The sequence below is a fragment of the Porphyromonas miyakawae genome (assembly GCF_045865415.1).
Lineage (GTDB): Bacteria > Bacteroidota > Bacteroidia > Bacteroidales > Porphyromonadaceae > Porphyromonas > Porphyromonas miyakawae.
In genome coordinates this window covers 500395-521671 of the sequence record NZ_BAAFSF010000004.1, presented here as the reverse complement: position 1 = coordinate 521671, position 21277 = coordinate 500395, and the positions used below count along the sequence as shown (strand labels likewise).

At 46.7% G+C, this 21277-nt stretch carries 14 protein-coding genes; 1 reads left to right on the top strand and 13 read right to left on the bottom strand.

Translation table 11 applies throughout. The annotated features are described in order from the left end of the window. Positions 1-168 precede the first annotated feature (168 nt). From ACLWMH_RS07695 to ACLWMH_RS07660, 8 genes are all read right to left on the bottom strand, one after another. Positions 169-855 (bottom strand): GNA1162 family protein, encoded by a 687-nt coding sequence (locus tag ACLWMH_RS07695; protein WP_411916113.1) that lies wholly within the window; start codon positions 853-855, stop codon positions 169-171. Beyond that, complete coding sequence (locus ACLWMH_RS07690) at positions 852-1211, bottom strand: DUF4810 domain-containing protein (protein ID WP_411916112.1); 360 nt, start codon at positions 1209-1211, stop codon at positions 852-854. Before ACLWMH_RS07690 ends, ACLWMH_RS07695 begins: the two co-directional genes overlap by 4 nt. A 31-nt stretch (positions 1212-1242) precedes the next feature. Then, positions 1243-1617, bottom strand: a complete 375-nt coding sequence (locus tag ACLWMH_RS07685) for a hypothetical protein (protein ID WP_411916111.1) — start codon at positions 1615-1617, stop codon at positions 1243-1245. Continuing rightward, positions 1614-2519 (bottom strand): CsgG/HfaB family protein, encoded by a 906-nt coding sequence (locus ACLWMH_RS07680; RefSeq protein ID WP_411916110.1) that lies wholly within the window; start codon positions 2517-2519, stop codon positions 1614-1616. The genes ACLWMH_RS07685 and ACLWMH_RS07680 overlap by 4 nt, the downstream gene beginning before the upstream one ends. 10 nt (positions 2520-2529) lie before the next feature. Beyond that, a complete protein-coding gene (locus ACLWMH_RS07675) occupies positions 2530-3261 on the bottom strand; it encodes an outer membrane beta-barrel protein (RefSeq protein ID WP_411916109.1) in 732 nt (243 codons plus the stop codon). A gap of 486 nt (positions 3262-3747) precedes the next feature. After that, positions 3748-9624 (bottom strand): alpha-2-macroglobulin family protein, encoded by a 5877-nt coding sequence (locus ACLWMH_RS07670; protein ID WP_411916108.1) that lies wholly within the window; start codon positions 9622-9624, stop codon positions 3748-3750. Positions 9625-9821: 197 nt separating this feature from the next. Next, on the bottom strand, positions 9822-10949 hold the full coding sequence (locus ACLWMH_RS07665) for a GNAT family N-acetyltransferase (protein ID WP_411916107.1): 1128 nt from the start codon (positions 10947-10949) through the stop codon (positions 9822-9824). Positions 10950-11000: 51 nt separating this feature from the next. After that, positions 11001-12818: a Na/Pi cotransporter family protein gene (locus ACLWMH_RS07660; RefSeq protein ID WP_411916106.1), complete on the bottom strand. Its 1818-nt coding sequence runs from the start codon at positions 12816-12818 to the stop codon at positions 11001-11003. A 63-nt stretch (positions 12819-12881) separates the two neighbouring features. Between ACLWMH_RS07660 and ACLWMH_RS07655 the strand changes: the two genes are divergently transcribed. Next, positions 12882-14552: a nucleoside kinase gene (locus tag ACLWMH_RS07655; RefSeq protein WP_411916105.1), complete on the top strand. Its 1671-nt coding sequence runs from the start codon at positions 12882-12884 to the stop codon at positions 14550-14552. Between the two features lie 377 nt (positions 14553-14929). Here ACLWMH_RS07655 and ACLWMH_RS07650 read toward each other — a convergent pair whose 3' ends face one another. From ACLWMH_RS07650 to ruvX, 5 genes are read right to left on the bottom strand one after another with little or no spacing between them, the layout of a single operon-like run. Further along, complete coding sequence (locus tag ACLWMH_RS07650; protein WP_411916104.1) at positions 14930-16102, bottom strand: sensor histidine kinase; 1173 nt, start codon at positions 16100-16102, stop codon at positions 14930-14932. Then, positions 16099-18036 (bottom strand): ABC-F family ATP-binding cassette domain-containing protein, encoded by a 1938-nt coding sequence (locus ACLWMH_RS07645; RefSeq protein ID WP_411916103.1) that lies wholly within the window; start codon positions 18034-18036, stop codon positions 16099-16101. The genes ACLWMH_RS07650 and ACLWMH_RS07645 overlap by 4 nt, the downstream gene beginning before the upstream one ends. Then, positions 18033-20045 carry a tetratricopeptide repeat protein gene (locus ACLWMH_RS07640; RefSeq protein WP_411916102.1) on the bottom strand — a complete coding sequence of 671 codons (2013 nt, stop codon included), beginning with the start codon at positions 20043-20045 and terminating at the stop codon, positions 18033-18035. Before ACLWMH_RS07640 ends, ACLWMH_RS07645 begins: the two co-directional genes overlap by 4 nt. A gap of 25 nt (positions 20046-20070) precedes the next feature. Beyond that, the gene (gene def / locus ACLWMH_RS07635) at positions 20071-20643 is read right to left on the bottom strand and encodes a peptide deformylase (RefSeq protein WP_411916101.1); all 573 of its coding nucleotides are present in this window, start codon (positions 20641-20643) and stop codon (positions 20071-20073) included. A 16-nt stretch (positions 20644-20659) separates the two neighbouring features. Continuing rightward, positions 20660-21100 carry a Holliday junction resolvase RuvX gene (ruvX, locus tag ACLWMH_RS07630; RefSeq protein WP_411916100.1) on the bottom strand — a complete coding sequence of 147 codons (441 nt, stop codon included), beginning with the start codon at positions 21098-21100 and terminating at the stop codon, positions 20660-20662. Positions 21101-21277: the final 177 nt, after the last annotated feature.

The window sequence follows — 21277 nt, the reverse complement described above, 5'->3', positions numbered from 1 at the left end:
TATAGGGACGCAAAATATTACGTCCCTATACTCTTGAGCGTACCGCTCCCTTTGAGATCCTGTCTATTAGCTCCGTTGGAGCAGGACTAAAGCAGGTAGCACATCGCTTCCCGCGTAAATGCATCGAAACGTATTAGGCGGCTTAAGCGAGATGCACTCCATTACAGGTTATCGCGATGACATTGTCCTAATTTCAGCAGGGAGTGCTATTTCTGTGCTGTCCGCTCCTCGTTTGCCTGTATAGGTACCATTGGGCAGATCTGAAAGCACATAGTTATTGGCTTTCCGAGCCCCCACTACATGTTCAGTTAACGCAGTAGACACCACATTAGCCAGCATGCCTAAAACGCCACCACCATTAACTACGGAGCAATCTACTGTAACTTTAACATCCTTGCGAAATAGCTCTTCGTCCGTTTTACCGGAGCGAAGGATGTATTCCATCTCTACATTAATATTATTGAGCAAAGGTGCCTTTTGCCACTTCTTGATTACGGTGAAGAGAACGGCATCTGCATGGTATACCTGATAGAAGGGTTTTAGCGTTCCATCTATAAAGCGTTCAGCATCATCAGCACTCTCAGACTGAAGTAGTTCTTGAGAGAGGAGAGGCGAAAAAACATAGTATCCCCTATCCACAAGCGGACGATAGAGAGTGGCATATACAGCCTCCTTGGCATCAACCTTATTCGTTTCGTTAATCGGAGGCATTACCAAAATGGAGATGGGTGCCTCTGAATAGATCTTAGCATAGGCTTCACCACGCGTGGGACCCTTCTTCAACAATCCGCATGAGGACAAGAACAAGGCACTTAGGGCTACAGCTGTTGTAAGGATAAGAAAACGTGTTTTCATTTTTCAAACTGCTTAATAATCCTACCTATAAAGGGTGCACTTTCGGGATAGAGAGCCACTTCTTTCTTTAAAAGAGCAAGCCCTTCCTCTTGCTTTCCTTCTTTCAGCAACAAGTATCCGTATTCTGCATAAATCCCCGGGGGTACAGCTCCGCGGGATCCTCGCTGTTCATTGATTAGCTTTTCGTAAGTCTTAATCAATTTTTCTCGATCCTCAGAAGTGTGGCTTTTACTATACTTGTAAACTACATTATCGTAGTTATACCACGAGTAAAGTGGCTTCTGTGTACCACATCCCGATAAACCGAGAAGAAGCGAGAGGGCTAACGCTGCTATTGATAAGCATTTCCGTCGCATAGTATAATCCTTTCTTTTCTATATTTTTTGATTATTTCAGTACGATAACGCGATTCTTTCGGGTAGAAAGGAAAATCGTATACTCATAGAGCTTTTGTCCCGGTCTTCCGTCCTCCAACTGTTCATAGACCTGAACAATGTGCTTGCCTGGGGTCGTGGGGATTGGGGTGCCCTTTCTAATAGCATCAGTTTCAGCCACAACTTTTACAGAATGACCTATTCCCTTATCAATAAAGAGTAACACGGTATCGCCTTTCTGCACTCCGTTGGAGGCAACGGTAACGTATGCTGTGTCCTCATATCCCCCTGTTCCTGTTTTTACACTGCCACAAGAGGTTATGCCCCCAAGCCAGAACAAGGCAACTATGGAAACAAGCCAAAATGGCGCAATAATTCTTTGCTTCATTTTATTTCCTCTATATAACAACTATTGATATCTTCTGGAAGAGCTCCCTCTACAAGAGATACAACGGCACCTTCGTTATACACATTGTCTCCAAAAAGAGCATCTATAACAATTGAGGCGCACTTTTTGCCTGGCAGATCCATCATGGTACCTGTCTGTGGGTTCTTTACTCTTTTGCCACGGATAAATACATCAAACTTATCCCCCACTTTCAAACCTTGGCTTGCGCCTCCTGCAATAAAGATGCCGTCCGCATCTGAGCTAATGATATAGGTTCGCCACGGACGATCGCTACACTTGTTGATTACGTTTTCTACCAATTGATCCATTGCGGATGAAATGGCCTTATCACTCAGCGTTGCATCATAGCCTGACTTTCCTCCAAATCCAAGGGTCGTTTTGCTGGTAAGCTCGGCATATCCTTTGCCCTCTTCGCTGTAAATAACCATACTGCTTTTGGCATCCACCAACCGTAGGCTCACAGCAGCCTCTACCGTTTGCGTTTTGGAAGCAGAAAAGAGGTCACTTTTGCCGGTCGTTTTGCGCCCGAACTCTGTAATGGACCCTAATATTACGTAATCGGCAGCTATACGCTCCGACTGTTGCCCTTCCTCAACTTCGGAAGCCAGCTTATCGGCATCCGAACGTTCAAGGAGGATAAACTTGCCGGATGCTGCCAATTTGGCGGAAAGTATGTCCAACGCCTGCTTTGCCATCGGGTCATTTTCCCTATCGTAAAAGATTCCTTTTCCGTATTGCGTTTCGTTAGAGAAACGACCAATGGCTACTTTCCACTTAAGCGCACGTCCCGATGGTGCATTCTGCGCCTCGGCCGTGAAAGATGTACAGAAGCAGCATACCGCTACTAAAAGAGGCAATGCCTCCCAAATACCTTTTCTCATATTCGTTTTACTACCAAGTGTAGGCAAAACCTACCGATACGTTCATTCCGTTATACTCGTTGAAGTGCTGATAATCCAATCCGAGCAGCAGGTTCCAACGGTGCGTAGTAAAAAAGCGCGCGTGCATACCTGCACCCAAAAAGAAACCTTTTACGCCTTCTTCTATCGATTTGTTGCCACTTTTCATAACTGTGGCCGCTCTTCCGTATCCGAGCAATGCCCTGGGAGTTAGGGCGATTGTGGGGAAGCACCATGTAAATGAGGGACCAACTGCCAAATGGGAGATATTGGTTGTAGCGGTAACTTTATACTCGTTGTAGTAAGCACTGTGCGCATAGGTAGTACCGCCAAACGAAAGGGCAATACCAAAGCCGCTTTTGCCTATTCCAAAGTTAAAGTCAGCGGGATTGAAGCCCATTCCGACACTGCTTTCAAAATCGGTTGCCATACCGAGGTTTAAACTGTAATAGCTAACGCGGGACGCATTGCGTAAGGGAGTGCGGAGCTGCACGCTACCGCGAACGATTTTCTTCACGTCACCTATCGGATAAACTAGTCTATTCCCGTCACCGGTCTCAAAGGTGAGCGTCTTGCCCGGTTCCTCTTCTACAATTCTACCCTTCAGGACGGAGCCGTTTTGAAGATAAATTTCGTCCACCGTCCTATTCTGTGCCCATGCTACAGAGCCGGCAAACAAAACAAACATCACGCTCGTAAAGAGCAAAATGTGTAAATTCTTCATCACTTTCATAATTTCTGTGTTTGTGTTATTAAGTTATACTCTGAATCAAAGTTGAATAGAGAAAATGGCAATAGGAGTAAGCAGCGGTAATTATGGTGCGTGCACCAAGTATCTCCACCCTCTTCTGGCCTGTTATTTCCCAACGGAGCAATGCCAAGCGCTCTCATTTGCCTAAAGTCCATTCCTTAAATGGTGTTTTCCCTCTGCAAAGGTATATACTTTTTCTTCAAATTGCATCTATACTTTATTGTGGTAAAGTACTCCATAAGGCATTAAAAAAGATCTGTATCTATGGGATAAAAGGTATAGATGTTTTGTTTGAAAGGTTCTGATGTTTTGTTTGATAGATCTATATCTTTTTTTGCGCTGCTCTGATGAAGCTTTTCTTCCTTATGCCCGTATGGGTAAGAAAGAAACTAACTCGCTCACAAAGAGGGGCTACCTCCGTAAGAAAGTAGCCCCGACTCTATCCTCAAGTCCTTGACTCTATTTTTCTACCACGAGCTGCGCTTTGCCGGCCGAGTGTGCACTATAATCAGGTGCGTAGAGGGATTGCAGCTCAGCGACTCCGGCGAAAAAGTGTCCGTGGCGATCCACCACAGCTTCATAGCTTAATCGATGCAGCCCTTTTGGGAGATGCTCTATGTAAAAGCGCTCTTCACTATCTCTTATCTCGCGATAGAAAGAGAGACTGCGCCAATTATACTGATAGCCACTTACGCCAATACCCGGTTCTAATGCAGCACTTCGCATATCCCGAATGACTACAAAGTCTAATGTCTCTTTGGCATCAATGATTAGTTCCACCGTAATGACGTCACCTATGCGCAACTGATTCTCATGTAGCGTATCTAAGGGCTCTAAGCGTTTGGTCCCATTCTCTGCGGTAATATGACGGAATAGTTTCCGAGATACCGACAAAGCTTCGTTGGACGATGCTTCAATGCCTTGTGCCGGATGGGTAAAGGAAGCCACTACTGCCCCCCAAGCAATACCCTTCTCTTCCTTCAGAGCGGTAAGGCTTTGCGGAGCCTGCTCCTTATCAGCGAGGGTAATTTGCTCCTTAATGATAGGCGCAGCCACACCGGAGGCCGTCGGATCTACGTGGGTGGTAAATTGCTTTCCTGAGGAGAGGGTTACGCGTACCGGGCCGTTGTACGTCATAATAGGAGCTGTATTGTGGAAAAGGGTTGCCAGTACCATAGACGTAGATATATCGTCTTGTTGGCGTGTTGTGCGCATCTTGTTGAGCAACCATACTTTCATCTCCTCTATTTTAGCAGCTTCTTCCGGATAGAGCGAGAGAGCCTCTATGGCTGCACATTGGGTGCGAATCTGTGTCCACTCTCCATAGCGCGATCCTTCTCTAATCATTAAACCTCGCTCTCCGTCCGCATGTAGATACTCCACAAGTCGTCTCTTCGCTTTGTCGGCTGTAAGGCTATCGCCTTTTTTATGCAGCGCCACGATGAGATGCGAAAGACTCTTCATCCGAAGCCGAGGTAACTCCTCTTTCGCCTCCTTGAAGAATGCCTGAATCATCTTATCACCGGAGCGAAGATCATTGGGACGAATGAGCGCTGCGAGATAGAGCCAGTCAATCTTTTCGGTGACAGAGAGGTATCGCAGCTTACGTAGCTCCTTGTCATACTCTTCTCGCGTCTTACTTAGTGAGAAGTCATAGGCTCTACTAACCACATCTTGTAGATCGCTGTTTGTATCTATCGCCTCCATGTGGGCAATGAGGTAGAGGATATACTGCGTAATGTAGCTGCTGCTCTCCATTCCGGGCATCCAGCTAAAGCCTCCATCACTATTGCGTAGCCGGAGAAGGGCTTCCAGCGCGCTCTGTTCGGCACGCTGCATCAAAGCGGAATCGAGTAGCACAGTAAGACGATCTAAAGAAGCTTGCTCTTTTAGTGCATCTCGGAGGAAGGGGGTTTGGTGGGTGTCTGCTATTCGTTTCTCCGGATCAGTCAATAGTTTGCTTTCCGGACGTTTGCCGGTAGCGGCACGTATTTCTAACAAACGCTTAAAGGCAGGCTCTTTGCGGAGCAGGCTCTTTGCCACACTGTTTGTATAGAGGGAGAGTGCATTGCTTACTGCATCCTCCTCATTCGTGGTAAGCAGAAGGGGCAATTCGTCTAAAGCACCCCATAAGGGATTACCCATTACGTCAATGTACAAAGTGCGTTGTTGCGCTTCGTTGCTCCCCTTTGAGAAGAGAGCCGACAGATCTATTGTACGCGCCTTACCGGCTCTCAAAAGGAAAGGAATGCTCTCAATAAATGGTTTGCGAATAGCAAGCTGAGGAATGAGACGTTCTTCGCCATCACTCCGTGTGCCGGCATCCGCTACGATACGGCATTTCACGAAAGAGCGATTCGCTATATACGATAGATCAAAAGAGTATGTGGCATTGGAGGCAGGAGCTAAAGAGAAAGCCTGCTCGCTGCGGTGAAGTACCTCATCGGTAAAAGCATCCAACTGCTCTAAATAAACTATGCCCGACAGCTCGGTATTGCCCTTATTGCTGAGAGTGGCAGCCATTGAACTCTTGTCTCCTTCTCGTAGGTAGCGCGGGAAGTTGGTGGTCAGAGATAGCTCTTTGTCCACGGTAAAGTGCTCCACTAGCTCGTAGCTCTGTAGCTCCTTATTAAAAGCAAATAGGGCAAGCTTGTAGCGAGTGAGCGAATGGGGTAGCTTGAAGTGTAGAGTAGTTTCTCCCTTTTCATTTAGCCTCTCAGCAGGAAGCCAAAAAGCGGTCTCTGCAAAGTCACTCCGTAACTCTGGAGCTGCATGCTTGGTTGCACTATTATCGTTTCCACGTGCTGCTTGTACGACTACTTCGTCTAAAGCAACTTCCTCTTTAAGGGCTTGCTTCGCATTCGCTTCTTTAGCTTCGTAGCTCGTTGGGGCCGCATTCATCATCCTCATAGTGACCGGAGCTCTACTCCCATACAAGGCGCCACCCAAAGCCTCCGTTATGAAATATGGAGAAGATATAAATATAATATCATATGCCCATGGTGTGTCATAACGGGGAGAATTGCAGTTAAAGTAATAGCTCATATGCCCCCCTGTGAGTAAATAGGGAGAATAGAAACCCCTGAAGGGTGTGGGCGGAGTATGGCTTTGCAAAGAAGGCATCCGGTAGGGTTCAAAAGCTTCTAAGGAGGCGTCAAATGCCCAAATGGCAAGTTCTGCCGGATAATGGCGACCCAGTGAATCGGTCAATGAGATCCCTAAGGTAACCTCTTCTCCGGGTTTGTACTGCTTACTCAGTCTGTTGATGCGCAATGAAGGAGTGGGTTGCTGCTTTTGTCGGCAAATTTCCTCTTGATCAGTATACACTCTGCCGTGAGAGACGGAGAAAAACTGCACCGTAGCCTTATCAATTCCCTTTGGAATAGGTATTTCAATGATACGTTGCTCCTTGTGAAGTACGATGGTCTCTTTGCGCAGGTCTTGCTCCGGAGTAAAGAGATACATATAGATGGTACGTTCCTTTTCAGACGAAGAAAGAAGGAAGGAGGCCGGTTGTGTAGCTGAATACTCCTTTTTGATGGGGTAAACAAAGAGCTTCTCTTTATGCACGGCAGGGGCATTCTTTAGATTAAATAGAAGAAAGTCCTCTTTTGCCTCACTCTTTACTCCCTTGTACTCGGTATTCATATAGAGCCGATAGTATCCCGCCGGTAGTGCTTTGAGTGCAGCGGTGGGAAGAGGCTTACCACTCTCAAAGGTGCCGGAGAGCAACGCTCGCGTGGTATCGCTTGGAGATGCCACATAGTATCGGCCACTTAAGGCGAGTTCCTTTGCGGCATAGTCTTTTGTTGTAATGCGCCAGGCTTGTAGTAATTGCTCAATGGGCTGCTCTTTTAGGAGGGAGCTTGCCAAAGAGACGCACTCTTTGCCGGTATTGAAGAAAAATGATGCTGTGTGCGTCTCTCCCGCTTTACCGGTAATGGATACCTCCAGTTTATAGCTTATAAAAGCGTCGTGAAGAGGTGTTGAAGCCGTATTGGCATAGCGACTTGAATCGCTTTCGGATAGGCGAAGCTCCGTTAACGGAAGAGTGAATACTCCCTTGCTATCTGTGGTGCCGCTACCCTCTGCGATTAGATAGTTTTCGTTGCTTTCGTAGCGATAGTATGGATAGCGATAGGGCGATGCCTCCAGACGATAATGCACAGCGGCTTCCTCAACCGGAGCAGAGGCATAGTATAGTGCCGTAGCTGATAGCGTAATGGACTGTCCATAGTAGGGGGTTTGCTGCAAGGTATCTATCTTTACCTCAAACGTAGGACGCTTGTATTCTTCCACACGGAAGGTTACGTCATCGTAATCCTCCGTATCCGTAGAGAGTGTGAGCCGGTAGGTAGTAGCGGTAGATTCACTCGGAAGCGTAAAACAACCGGTAAAGGATCCATAATCATTGGTTTCAAAGTGGCCGATAATATGCTCCTCACCACTTTTTTGATCATAAGCTGTGACAGAGACTTTCTCTCCCGGAATAGGGGATTTTTGACCTTCTTGTGCATGATATAGCATCCCCTTGAAGTAAACCTTTTGGCCCGGTCGATAGAGTGCCCTGTCAGTAAAGAGTGTGGCAGCTATGTCGTCCGATGAGCCTCTACTTCCGCTTGAGCTCCACTGCCTCGCTACCGGCGCAAAAGTATCCTCATCCGTATAGGCAAGACTCTGTATGGTCCATTGTTCGGCAAGCAGAGTGTAGTGCACCATGCCGTTGCTATCGGCTTTATCTATGCGTGTGTGTACCTTGCCATTCTTTTTGATCCACTGAACGAAAGAGGCTCCCGGCAGAGGCTTCCCCTCTGTGGCGTCAACAAGAAGAGCCTCCCGCTTGCTGCCTGCCTTTCGATACAACCGCATTACATTGCTTACATGGAGCAACGTATAGTCTTTTTTCTGAATCCACTCCTTTTGACGCTGATCGATAGGGGTAGGAATGGCTTCGATGATGTACACCCCTAATGGTAATGCTGCGTAGGTAAAGGTCGTATCGGTGTACTCGTAGTTTTCGTTACGTACGGGTTTTATTTCAATCGTTTGGTAAGGGGTGGCTATAGCGAGCAGGGCTTTGCGTTTTTGTTCTTCGGTGCTGTAACGTTGTAAGGTCTTTGTGAGCACTGCTCGGGGGTCAGCAATATGGTATAACTTAAGGGTAACACGCTCTATCTCTCTATACGTTAAGTTGATTTTAAGTGGAGCCTCCGGATCGTTTTCCCCCTCATTTATACTCAAATTAAGCAGGGGTTTCCGAATCCAACAGAGCATTTCTTCTGCTCTCTTGGCGGCGTGCGAGCGAGGCTTCTCTCTGCTGATACGCTCTGCTATGGTAACGGCTTCTTGATTGCGATTGAGCTTTCTTAAAACATCAGCTTTGTCCGCATAGAGCTCATACAGATGCTCCGAGTGAGGTATTAGCGGTTCAAATTCTCTGATGAGTGAATCGTACAATGCGAGGCTCTTGACGCCATCTTCTCCGGGGAGCATACGGTAGCGCAGCCTCTTGTAAACCAGCTTGGATATATGATCCGGAGCTTGTGTTTCGGCAGCAAGCAGCTCTTGTAAGTACCGCTTGGGCAGATTGTCTCGTTGGGGCTGCACGGCACCGGGAGTAAACCCTTCGACTATCTCGGAGTAGGTCAGCGACATATACTCAGGATGAACCAAATGAGAGATACTCGACAGCGTACTCCACTCAGAGTCAACCAGCAAAATAAGCATATCCATTACTGCATAGCGTAGATTGTGCTTAAACTCATTCGCTGCATTTCCGCTAAAAAAGATGTGCGGATAGCGAAGCGTAGACAGGCTGCCCAGAGAGGAACTTAATGCGGTGAACTGCTCCCACTCGCTACTGATCTCTTGTAGGTATTGCGCTGCGGACCAAAGCTTTATTTGCTCTATGGGTAGCTCTTCGGTACGTTGCCTATCTTGTTTCTCTGAATAGTCCTCATATATAGATGCATAGTAGTAGATGAGAAAGGCTTTTAGTAACGCACGATCAGCCTCTGCTAACCAACGCTCTTCACTGTAGCCTTTGAGCTTGGCTATGGCGTACCCCGGCTCATTGCCTAAAGTCTCACTAAATAAGAGAAGTGACGCTTGCGTATATTCTGCCGAAGCCTTGTCCTGCTTCGCTAAATGAGCGATTTTCTCTAGCTGCTCTAGCCCGGACTTGGGTAGGCCATTGGCTTTTGCTTTATCCCATTCCTTCCATAAAGCCGAATAACGTGACTGCGCACCAAGCGACATAACTGAAATCAATAGAACTAACCCGATGGATAGGAGGCGTTCAACTCCCGATTTTATCTTACATGAAAAGCATTTCATAGCTATCTAATATTAAAAAGTTAATAGCCAATACAGAGCAAATGTACAAAAATATCTTATATAGCTTGGTGAAAGATGACTCTTGAAAAAGAGATTACGCTGTAGCTTAGATCTAAAGCTGTGCGCCTACTTCCGTAGAACAAAATGGGGCGAAAGTGTAAATACTCTCGCCCCATTGGATCGGTATACAGAATAAACTATAAAGGCTTGATGTAAGCGCGGCGTGTTTTATGATGCTTGCGCTCAAAGTAATTCCATTGCAGCTGTACGCTCATATTAGTTTCAAGCTCCGGGTTGCTCTCTGCATACTTAGCTCCCGAATTGCGGAAGTAGGGGATTAGGTCGTTGAATATAAGTGCGTTGACCCCTCTGTTTTGATATTCCGGAAGAACTCCCATTAGGTATAGGTCAATCACTTGTGGGCGTCCTTTGAGTGCTCTCAGAAGCGGTATGAACCCTAAGGGATATAACTTGCCGTTAGCCTTGCGTAGTGCCTTACTCAAGTTGGGCAATGCCACGCCGAAGCCTATTATCTTTTGGTCTTCCTCTCGCTTAATAAGTGTGACAAAGTCAGGGCGAAGAAGCGGCATATACATCTTTGAGTAGTACTCTATTTGTCGGTCCGACAGCTGAGAGAAGCCATAAAGGTTGGCATAGCACTTATTGATCAAATCAAATACAACAGGCCCATAAGGGACCAAATCCTTCGATTTTTTTATTTTCAGTACGGATATACCGTATTTTTGCTCCACCAATCGGGCTATGCGTACATGCTTTTCGGGTATGGAGTCGGGTATGGTAATGAGGTATTCTTTCCAATCCTGATCTTTCATAAAGCCGATGCGCTCCAGCTGCTTGGGATAGTAGGCATAGTTGTAGATTGTGATCATAGTGCTCATATGATCAAAGCCCTCCACGAGCATGCCTTCTTTGTCCATATCGGTAAAGCCCATGGGGCCATGGAGCATATCCATGCCTTTATCTTTCGCCCAACGTGAAACGGCATCAAAGAGCGCATCCACTACTTCGTTGTCATTGATAAAGTCTACAAACCCGAAGCGTGCATGCTGTTGATTCCAAGCTTCATTGGCACGATGATTGATAATGCCGGCGATACGCCCTACTATTTGTCCATCCCGATAGGCAAGAAAATAAATAGACTCACAAAACTCAAATGCAGGGTTTATATCCCTATCTAACGTCTCCATTTCGTCCTTTATGAGGACAGGTACGTGATAAGGATTACTCTTGTACAGCTCATTTCCGAAGAGAACAAAACGCTTCAGCTCTTCTTTACTCTGTACCTCCTTGATTTCAATTGCCATATAAGAATAGTCTCGTTATCTTATTTATTACCAGGTCTCAAAAATAGTGTATTACACTTTATTCTCTGCAACTGCTTGTACTACATTAAGGGCATAATCGCCAAAATGCTCGCATTCATCTACTATATCCAAGTAGATCACACTCTCTTTATAAGCGTACTTTTTGGCTTTGAGGTCTACCATATCACGCTGTATGAGTGAATCGCGCATGTTGTCTATTTCGTTTTCTATATCGTAAGAAGACAGTGCGTCTTTGGCGGTTACGTTGTGCTTATTGAGTACTTCCACCATACGCACGGCACTAGTGCGGGTAAGATCCAACAAAGCATTGAGAGACTGTATAAGGGCGCTGTTGAGTTTGACATTTTGATTATGGGCACGCATAAGGGCACGTCCCATGCTAAAGCAGGAGTCGCCCATACTCTCTATCTCACTTGCGGCACGCATGGTCTGACGTACACTGGCTTTCCCCTCGCTACTAAGATCGCCCTCACTGACACGTGTAACGAAATTAACAATCTCCACCTCCAAGCGGTCGCAGATATTTTCATTCTTTTCAATTTCGTTGTAGCGTGCCAATACGATTGATTCATCCTCTGCATTGAGCTGTTCCTGTACGAGTCGGAGCATCTCTAAGGTGCGATCTCCGAATGCCCCCATCTCCTTATGTACTTGGAAGAGTGAAAGCTCGCTTACACTCAGCATACGGGGAGAAAGGTATTTGAGGTGGCTGACTTCAGATTCTTCATCTTTCTTCTTATCTCTGATAACCAACTTACAAATACGTTCAATTTGTGGTACAAACCATATCAGCACCAGTACATTACAGAAGTTAAACAGGGTGTGGAAGAGTGAAATACCGATAGAGACACAGGTGCTCATGGTCAATATTTCTTGCTGTAGGGCGTGGAGTGTAGGGTCAGCTATCGGCTCATTTCCTGTAATAAGCGACATCTCGGCCGCTCCGTAGCTTTCGCTTAGTTGAATGGCATACCCATGCAACGCATGTGGATCTCCGCAGATAGCCGTACAAATATTAGCCACTAAGTGTGTGAAGGGATAGTAGACGATGAGTACCCAACAGACACCGGTTATATTAAAAAGGAAGTGTGAGAAGGCCGTTCTCTTAGCTGCTTCGGATGCTTTCAGGGCTGCTAAGTTGGCTGTAATAGTTGTACCGATATTTTCGCCCAATACCATTGCGGTAGCCATCTCAAAGGGTATCCAGCCCTTGCTACACATAATCAGTGTAATTGCTACGGTAGCACTGGAAGACTGTACGATGATAGTGAGAATGGTACCGATAAGGAGGAATATGAACACGGAGAGGTAGCCCATATCCGTATAGCGCTGTAGGAAGGCAAGTGCATCCGGATTGCTCTGTAGGTCGGGCATACTGGTCTTGAGAAACTGTAAACCGAGGAAAAGCAAGCTAAAGCCTACAATGAATTCTCCCCATGCTACCCGATTAGACTTCTTAGAAAAGAACAGAGGCACTGCTATCGCAAGTAGGGGTACGGCAAAAGAGGCGATGTCCACTTTGAATCCCAATAGCGATATAATCCAAGCCGTGACGGTCGTACCGATGTTGGCGCCCATAATCACGCTGATGGATTCTGCTAAGTTGAGCAATCCTGCGTTTACAAAGCTAACCACCATCAAGGTGGTAGCTGAGGAACTTTGTATTAAAGCGGTTACTACGATACCGGTTAGTACGCCAAGGACGCGATTGGAGGTCATGGCGGATAGGATAGAGCGCATACGTTCGCCCGCTATTTTCTGCAGGCCCTCGCTCATTACCTTCATCCCATAGAGGAATAGCCCCAACGAACCAAGGAGGGTAATAAAGTCCAATATTCCGTAACTCATAGCCGTTGCTATTTGTATTCTTCCTATATTTGAGAGCAAATTTACTAATTAAGTATAGACAAAATGGACCATATCGAAATTAATTTGCTTGACTTGAATGAAAAAAAGAGCGTAGAAAAAGGTATTACGCTGGGCAAAGTGATTGATGAACTGAAAGATACACTCCCTTATATGCCCTTAGGCGCTTTGGTCAATAATGTGGTTCTTCCCTTCGATACACCGCTTATTAATCCCTGTGATATACGATTTATCACCATCCAATCGGAAGACGGCTTGCGGATTTATCTTCGTACACTCAGCCTTATCTTGAGCACAGCAGTGCACAATGTGCTTCCCTCCTTCCGGCTCTATGTAGAGCATTCTATTGCCAATGGGTATTACTGCAGTATTGAGAATGGTAGTTTAGTGGGCTCTGACGATCTTGCAGCCATCAAAAAGGAGATGAATCGTCTTATTGCAGCCAATTTGAATATAGAGTGCAAAGTGCTGCCGGCATCGGAAGCTGCTGCCCTACTTGAAGCGCGAGGCGACAAGGATTCTGCCCTCCTGATAGATAATTGCGGTACACTCTATGTAACGCTCCACGGCATAGAGGGCTTTTTTAATCCCTATTATGGGGCTTTGGCACCTAAGACCGGTGCCGTGTATTTGTATGACCTCATTCCCCATTTAGACGGCTTCCTCCTACGGGTGCCAGATATGGCGCAGCCCTCTCGACTTGCCCCCATTGAAGTGCAACCTATGATGCGCAGCGTAATCAAAGAGCAGGATCGGCTTCTCAAAATGCTTCATTTAGAGTATATGGGTAGTGTAAATCAAGCGATAGATGAGGGAAAACTTAAGGAGATGATCCTCATCAGTGAGGCTATGCAGGAGAAAAAGATCACCCACATTGCTGACCGTATTGCGGAGGGGTATCAACGGGGTGTTCGGGTGGTGCTCGTGTCCGGTCCCTCTTCGTCGGGTAAGACCACCTTTACCAATCGTCTGACTACGCAGCTTCGCACCTGCTTCTTGCAGCCCCGTATGATCTCTATCGACAATTACTTCGTCGATAGGGAGCTCACTCCACGCACGCCAAGCGGTGAGTATGACTTTGAGGCACTTACCGCCATTGATCTAAAGCTTTTTAACGCAGATATATCAGCTCTTTTGGCAGGAAAAACCATCGAGCTTCCCACCTTTGATTTTACAATGGGGAAGCGTGTCTATAAAGGCGACACCATGACAATGGAAAAGGGTGATGTGCTGCTCTTGGAGGGTATTCATGCATTGAATCCCAATTTGCTTAAGAGTGTGCCTAAGAAGGTACTACACCGTGTTTACGTAAGCTGTCTTACAGCTTTAGGATTAGATCCGAATAATCGGATCTCTACTACAGATAATCGTCTTTTGCGACGTATGATCAGGGACCACAGTTACCGAGGCTATAGTGCTGTCGATACCCTTCACAACTGGGATTCAGTACGAGCAGGGGAGGAAAAGTGGGTGTTTCCTTACCAAGAGCTGGCGGACGATATGTTCAATAGTGCTATGGTGTATGAGCTTTCTGCGTTGCGTCCCTTTGCAGAGCCTCTCCTCTACCAAGTGCCACAGGCATTGCCCGAATATGCAACAGCTCAGCGACTCCTGCGCTTTCTTAGACTGATACGGCCTATACGCAGTGAGCAACTACCCCGTGCCTCCCTGCTACGAGAGTTTGTGGGCGGAAGTGTGTTTTATAACCACGATTGACCTATCGGGGCACATTACATAGGCGATACAGCTCTATCTTAAGGGTGATCTGTACTGCTTAATCCGTTACAAAAAAAGGTTCTGATGTTTCGTTGAAAAGATATGGATCTATGAAACGAAATATCAGAACCTTTTATTCGAAACATTAGAACCTTTTTGCTTGCTCAAACAGATCCTATAGCAGCGTTGAGGTATGCGGGTGAGTCTTTTATTTTATACGGATCAAAAAAATATTTCCTCGTGATCAAAACTTTTTTTCTCCGTGATGAAAACTTTTTTTCTTCGTGATGAAATTTTCTTTTGCTCGTGATGAAAAATCCGTTTCATTCGGATATCTTCTACTTTATAGTGAATGCAGGTGAATGAACCGCTCGTTACTACGAGCATGTAGTTGGGGGAGGCGTAGGAAGCTGTTTGAGGCGTATGCGGAAGGTGCTGCCTCGCCCTACTTCGCTGGAGAGAAGCTTAATCTGTCCGGAGGGGTGGCTACGCATGATACGCTTAGCTAAAGAGAGGCCCAAGCCCCAGCCACGTTTCTTAGTGGTAAAGCCGGCGCGAAAGACTTTGCGGCGGTTGGCAGGTGCGATGCCCTTGCCTGTGTCGGTTACATCAATGAGTACAAAGTGTCCCTTTAGTGCTATTTCTATGGTAATCGAGCCTTTGCCCTCCATAGCGTCTACTCCGTTCTTTACAAGGTTTTCCAAGACCCATCCAAAAAGGTCTTTGTTGATATTCACCCAAATGGGCACTTCAGGCATAGAGAGGAAGAACGTGACCCCTTTGCTCATACGCCCCTCCAAATAGCGTATAGTTTCCGGTATGAAAGAGTTAAGCAAAACAGCCTCATGAGTGGGCGTGCTACCGATCTTTTGGAAGCGCCGGCTGATCATCTCCAAGCGTGCCGTGTCGTGCTCCATCTCTTGCAGAATACTCTCATCTGCCTCCTCCTCGCGGAGAAGCGTGATCCAGGCGAATAGAGAGGAAATGGGGGTACCCAATTGGTGGGCGGTTTCGCGCGAAAGACCTATCCAAAGGCGATTTTGTGCATTGCGGTAGCCAAAGAATAGAGCGACAAAGAGGGATAGCAAAAAGAGTACGAATACAATAGCTTGCACAAGCGGGAAAAGGGTTAGCTCTTGTAGCGTAGAGCTGTCGCCATAGTAAAGGTATTGCTTGCCCTCCTCGCCCAAGTCGATCGTAAGCGGACTGTAGGCGTCTTGTAATCGCTCCAACTGCTTTTGCAAGTAGCTGTCACTATCGGCTTTTGTCGGGATGGGAATGTTGTTGAAAGTAAGAATGTGATCTGAGCTATCGGTGAGAATGATGGGAATGGTTTTATTGCTGCTAATGATACGCAGCATCAGATCAAAGGGAGCTTCTTCGTCGTCTGTGGCAAGTGCTTGAGTAGCGGCTGCCCAAAGCTCTACCTTTTCGCGTTCCTCTGTGAGCATACGTCCGTGGATGCGCTTTGAGATGCTCATCGGCACCAATGCAACGATCAATGCCGTTACAAAGGTTAGCAGATTGAACCACAGACGATACCTTTTCATTCGCTTTGCTCACTCTCCTCAAGAGCGGCTTCAGCGGCTTCCCAGCGATCCATCGCCTCCGAGAGGGATTTCTTTAGTTGTTCGTATTTGGTGTATAAGTCAGGCTCATTGCCTTCCGGAGTAGAGAGACGCTGCTCCAATTGAGCGATCTCTTCTTCGATTCGATCTATTTCAGATAGCGCACGCTCGCTCTCCTGACGGAGCTTGCGTAGCTCTTTGCTTCTGGCCCGAGAGAGCTGTCCTTTGCTTAAGGTGCTACCGGTATCGCTTTCGCTCTGAGTCTTCTGAGGCGCTTTGCTTTCATTTACTGCCGCTTCAATGCTCTCGGCAGCACGTTTGTCAAGATAATAGTCAATTCCACCGAGGTACTCCTGTACCTTTCCATGTCGGAACTCATAAATACGGTCTGCCAGTCCATCCAAGAAGTCGCGGTCGTGGGACACCAATATCACCGTTCCATTAAAATTAGCGATAGCTTCCTTGAGTACATCCTTAGACATCATATCCAAGTGGTGCGTGGGTTCGTCCAAGATAAGCATATTGGCAGGCTCTAAGAGGAGAAGAAGAATGGCTAAGCGAGAGCGTTCGCCTCCGCTGAGTACACCTATCTTTTTATCAGCGATCTCCCCTCCAAAGAGAAAAGTGCCGAGCATATTATCGATTTGACTGCGTATATCCCCCTTTGCGGCATCATCTACGGCTTCACGGATGGTCTTATCCTCGGGAAGCTCAGAGGCACGATGCTGTGCAAAGTAGGCAATCTCTATATTATGCCCTATTTTGAGGCTACCCGTATAGTCCTTGATCTCCTGTATGATGCACTTCACCAAAGTAGACTTTCCCTCTCCGTTTCTTCCTACAAAAGCCACTTTATCACCGCGGCGTAGGGTCATATTTACGTGACTGAAGACGGTATGCACCCCATATGCTTTCGCCAGATCCTCTATAATGAGCGGAAAGTCTCCACTACGGGCAGCCGGGGGAAAGCGGAAGTGTATCTTCGAGCGGTCTATTTCGTCAAACTCAATGCGTTCGATCTTCTCTAATTGTTTGATACGGCTCTGTACCTGTACGGCTTTGGTGGCCTTGTAGCGAAAGCGTTCAATGAAGGCCTCTGTATCCTCAATCATCTTCTTCTGATTCTCATAGGCACGCTTCTGATAATTGAGACGCTCTTCGCGTAATGCCTTATACTCAGAGTAAGGGCACTTATAATCGTACAGGTTGGCAAGCTCCAGCTCGATAGTGCGAGAGGTCGTTGCGTCTAAGAAACGACGGTCATGTGAAACCAACAACAGAGCGGCAGAGCTATTCTTTATAAAGCTTTCCAACCACTGTATAGACTCGATGTCAAGGTGATTGGTAGGTTCATCTAAGAGAAGTATATCCGGTTTGCGAAGCAGTATCTTAGCTAATTCAATACGCATACGCCATCCACCGCTGAACTCGTTGGTGTGGCGATCTAAGTCACTCTGCTCAAATCCCAATCCGATCAGCGTGCGCTCCATCTCGGCTTCGTGATTCTCCTGCTGCATCAATACCAATCGGTCGTTGGCTGTGGTGAATCGATTGATGAGCTCCAGGTAACTCTCCGAGTCATGATCGCTGCGCTGCTCCAGCTCCTTCTGTAAGTCTGCCACACGCCTGCGGAGTACCTCTATATGCGAGAATACCTCCAGCACTTCATTGCGTAAGGTTGTTTTATCATGAAGGGGCATTACCTGAGGCAGGTAGCCTATGGAGGCTCCATTGGGAATGGCTATGCTGCCACTTGTGGGGGTGCTTTCGCCTGCGATTATTTTGATGAGCGTGCTTTTGCCGGCTCCGTTCTTTCCGACTAAAGCAACCTTTTCATTATCGCCAATTACAAAAGAGATGCCGTCGAAGAGCATCCTTTTGCCAAAATCAACAGTTAGTTCGTGGACCGATATCATTGAATACGCTTCAATATGGCATAAGCCTCATAAATTCCTTGCTCTCCGGCTTTGCTGAGAGAGGCAATGGCTTCCTTACGTTTGCCGATAGAAAGGTACAGAAGACCTATATTATAATAGGCTTCCGGAGGGGCTTGTGGCGCTTGGATAGCCTCTTTATAGTAGCGAATGGCCTCTTCTTTTTGCCCCATTACTTCTGAGATTACCCCCATATTATACAGCAAAACAGCATCATTAGGCACTTGTTGTAGCGCATAGGTCAGATCCTTTACAATGGCTTCATAACTATTGGGGAGTCTACTACTATTGGGGAGAGCGGTCAGACTGTTAGACTCTTTGCTGTGCCTATCCCCCTCTGTAGCACCAAAACGATTGTTGTTGAGCGAGATCTTCCGATAGGAGACCGATGCACGAAGCATACGGGAGAGAATATGCCTCGGATTGAGTTTGAGTGCATTGTCTAAGTAGGTGAGAGACCCCTCGATGTCAGCTAAAAGATGCTTGTAGAGTGCCACCGAGAAGTACCAGTCAGCAGTTTTGTGTGGCTGAGACTCTAAGGTCATTAATTGGTATTCGGCATCTCGTAGCTCTAAACTATCTAACGGCATCACTAAAGCAAGCGTTGTCAACCTATGGGGCGGCTTAATGCGTTCATTATAGGCGGCAACAGCTGCGCTGTATCGTTGGTGGGTGTATTGCTTGATGCGCGGGTAGAAAGTAAAGGAGAGCATGGGCATTGCTTGTACAACGCTCTCGGTATCTTGTATGCGTCCTCTCAAACTCTCCGGAAGCGTTACTTGACTATCTAATCGGGGTGAGGTGGAAGATGCCATTAGTTTGCCGTATGCTTCGATAGTCTCTTCCTCTTCTGAGCGAGTTGTGTCGGCTGCCGAACTGGGGGCCGCACTTCGTTTTTTATTCTCTTTTTGCAACTTATAGGCACGCCATTCATCATAATCTGCACCTGCGGCATCGCCTATCCGGCGCTTCGTTTCTGCGCGAGAGAGTAGCCCCACCATAAAGTTGGGGTAGCGGTTGAGCACTTTGTTGAAACTTGCCAGTGCTTCCTTATAGCGTCCTAATTCAAGCGAGATACGACCCGCATTAAAGAGTGCTAAATAATTGTTGGGATCTGCTTTCAGCACTTCGTTAAAGTCTTTGAGCGCATTGTTGTTATCTCCTACATATCCCAATAGTTGTGCCCGATTAAAGCGGGCTAATGTATTGTCGGGTGCAAGTTCAATAGCTCGGTTGTAGTCGGTTAGTGCCCCTGATAGATCGCCTTGCCTATAGCGTGCCAAGCCGCGATTTATATAAAGTTCCTCTTTAGCTCCCTCTGTGCGCTCCGCTAAATTGTAGCTGCTGATAGCCTCTTCATACTTATTTTGGGTAAGCAGTAGGGAGCCCTTCATAAGAAAGGCCTGAAAGAGGGTTGAGTCGGAGGCTTCAATGGCGTGGTTAATGTGCTCAAAGGCCTGCAACGTATCTTGTCGGCAAAGCGCTATGTCGGCACGAAGCACTAAAGCGGTAGGATAGCTCTTAAAAGACTTTGGAAGTGAAGCGGCAATACTATCGGCCGTGTTATACTCCTCCAGAGCACGGAATGAAAGAGCCATATTGAAGCGTATAGCAGCATCATCGGGCATACTGGCAAGAGCTACTTTGTAATCCTCCACAGCATCCCGGTACTGCTTTTGGCCTTGCCGTGCAATACCTCGTATTAAATAAGCACGGGTAAGAAAAGCATTATATGAAATGGCTTGCGAAGCATCTTTCTCAGCCCCTGATAAGTCATCTAACATAAGCTTTGCGTAGCTACGCCAAAAGTAAGGATCTGCTTGTGTAGGGCGCACCTCAATTACACGATTAAAATAGCCTATCGCTACGATATAATCATTAAAGAAGAGTGCATTACGCCCTATGTCCATCACTCGCTGTACATCTAATTGAGCAAAGGAGCTAAGCAGCCAGCCGAAGCTTAGCAGTAGAGTAAGAAAAAGGCGACGCACCGGGTAGAGTAAGTAAGAGGGACTACTAATGAAGTTTCTTGCGCTTAGGAGGAGCCACTATGTAAGCATAGTCCGGCTTGATACGTCCCTCCTCTATCATGTGTAGCTTTTTCTTAAGTAATTGCTTGCGCAGGGGACTCACCCGATCGGTAAACAGTACCCCTTCCAAATGGTCATACTCGTGCTGTACGATGCGGGCGGCATAGCCGGTAAGAGTCTCGGTATGTGGTTCAAAATGCTCATCTACATATTGCACAGTAATGGTGTCGGGCCGAGTGACACTTTCGTATATAAAGGGTATGCTGAGGCAGCCCTCGTCGTAGCTTACTTGTTTTCCGGTTTCCTCTATGAAGTGCGCATTGATCATGCATCGCTTAAAATCTTTACACTCGGGAAAGTCCTTTTTAAGCGGATCACCGTCTATTACAAGTAGTCGTATCGGAAGGCCCACTTGAGGGGCTGCTAAGCCTACTCCGTCCGAAGCATACATAGTGTCCCACATATCGGCTATGAGCTTCTCCAAATCAGGATAGTCGGCAGAGATATCCTGTGCTATTTCTCTCAATTGAGGATGTCCGTATAAATAGATTGGTAGCATGGTTGTACCGGTCACTTTATTGCGATTCGTTATTTGCTTTATATTGGTGGGAAGAGAGGTAGCTCTGTAGCAAAATAGTAGCACTTACGCGATCCACAAGGGCTTTGTTTTGTCGACGTTGAGCCTTCCCGATGCCACTCTCTAAAATGGCTTTATGTGCCAATACACTGGTGTAGCGCTCGCTATAGAGCTCCACTGACACATTAAGAAATACTTTCTTCAAACGATTGACGAAAGGGGTTATGTAGCGCATACTATCACTGGGCGTGCCGTCATCTTGTAATGCTTCACCCACAATTATCCTATCCACTTGCTCGCGACCGAGATAATCCTTGAGAAAGTCAATCACCTCTGCCGGTGCTAAGGTAACCAAGGCGCCGGGCACAATACGAAGTACATCGGTAGCTGCTATTCCGCAGCGTTTCTTACCATAATCTATGGCTACTATTCTTCCCATCGTTGTTCACAAAGATAGTAAATCACACTCAATCGCATACCTTGGAATGATTGATTCTTTCTTTGCTTTGCGATGTAGTGTCGCTGCCCTGTAGTTGTAGTATAAATATATTTATTAGCATCAATCCTCGTACTTCTCCTATGAAGTGCGAGGATTGATTCGTATTCGCAGTCTTGT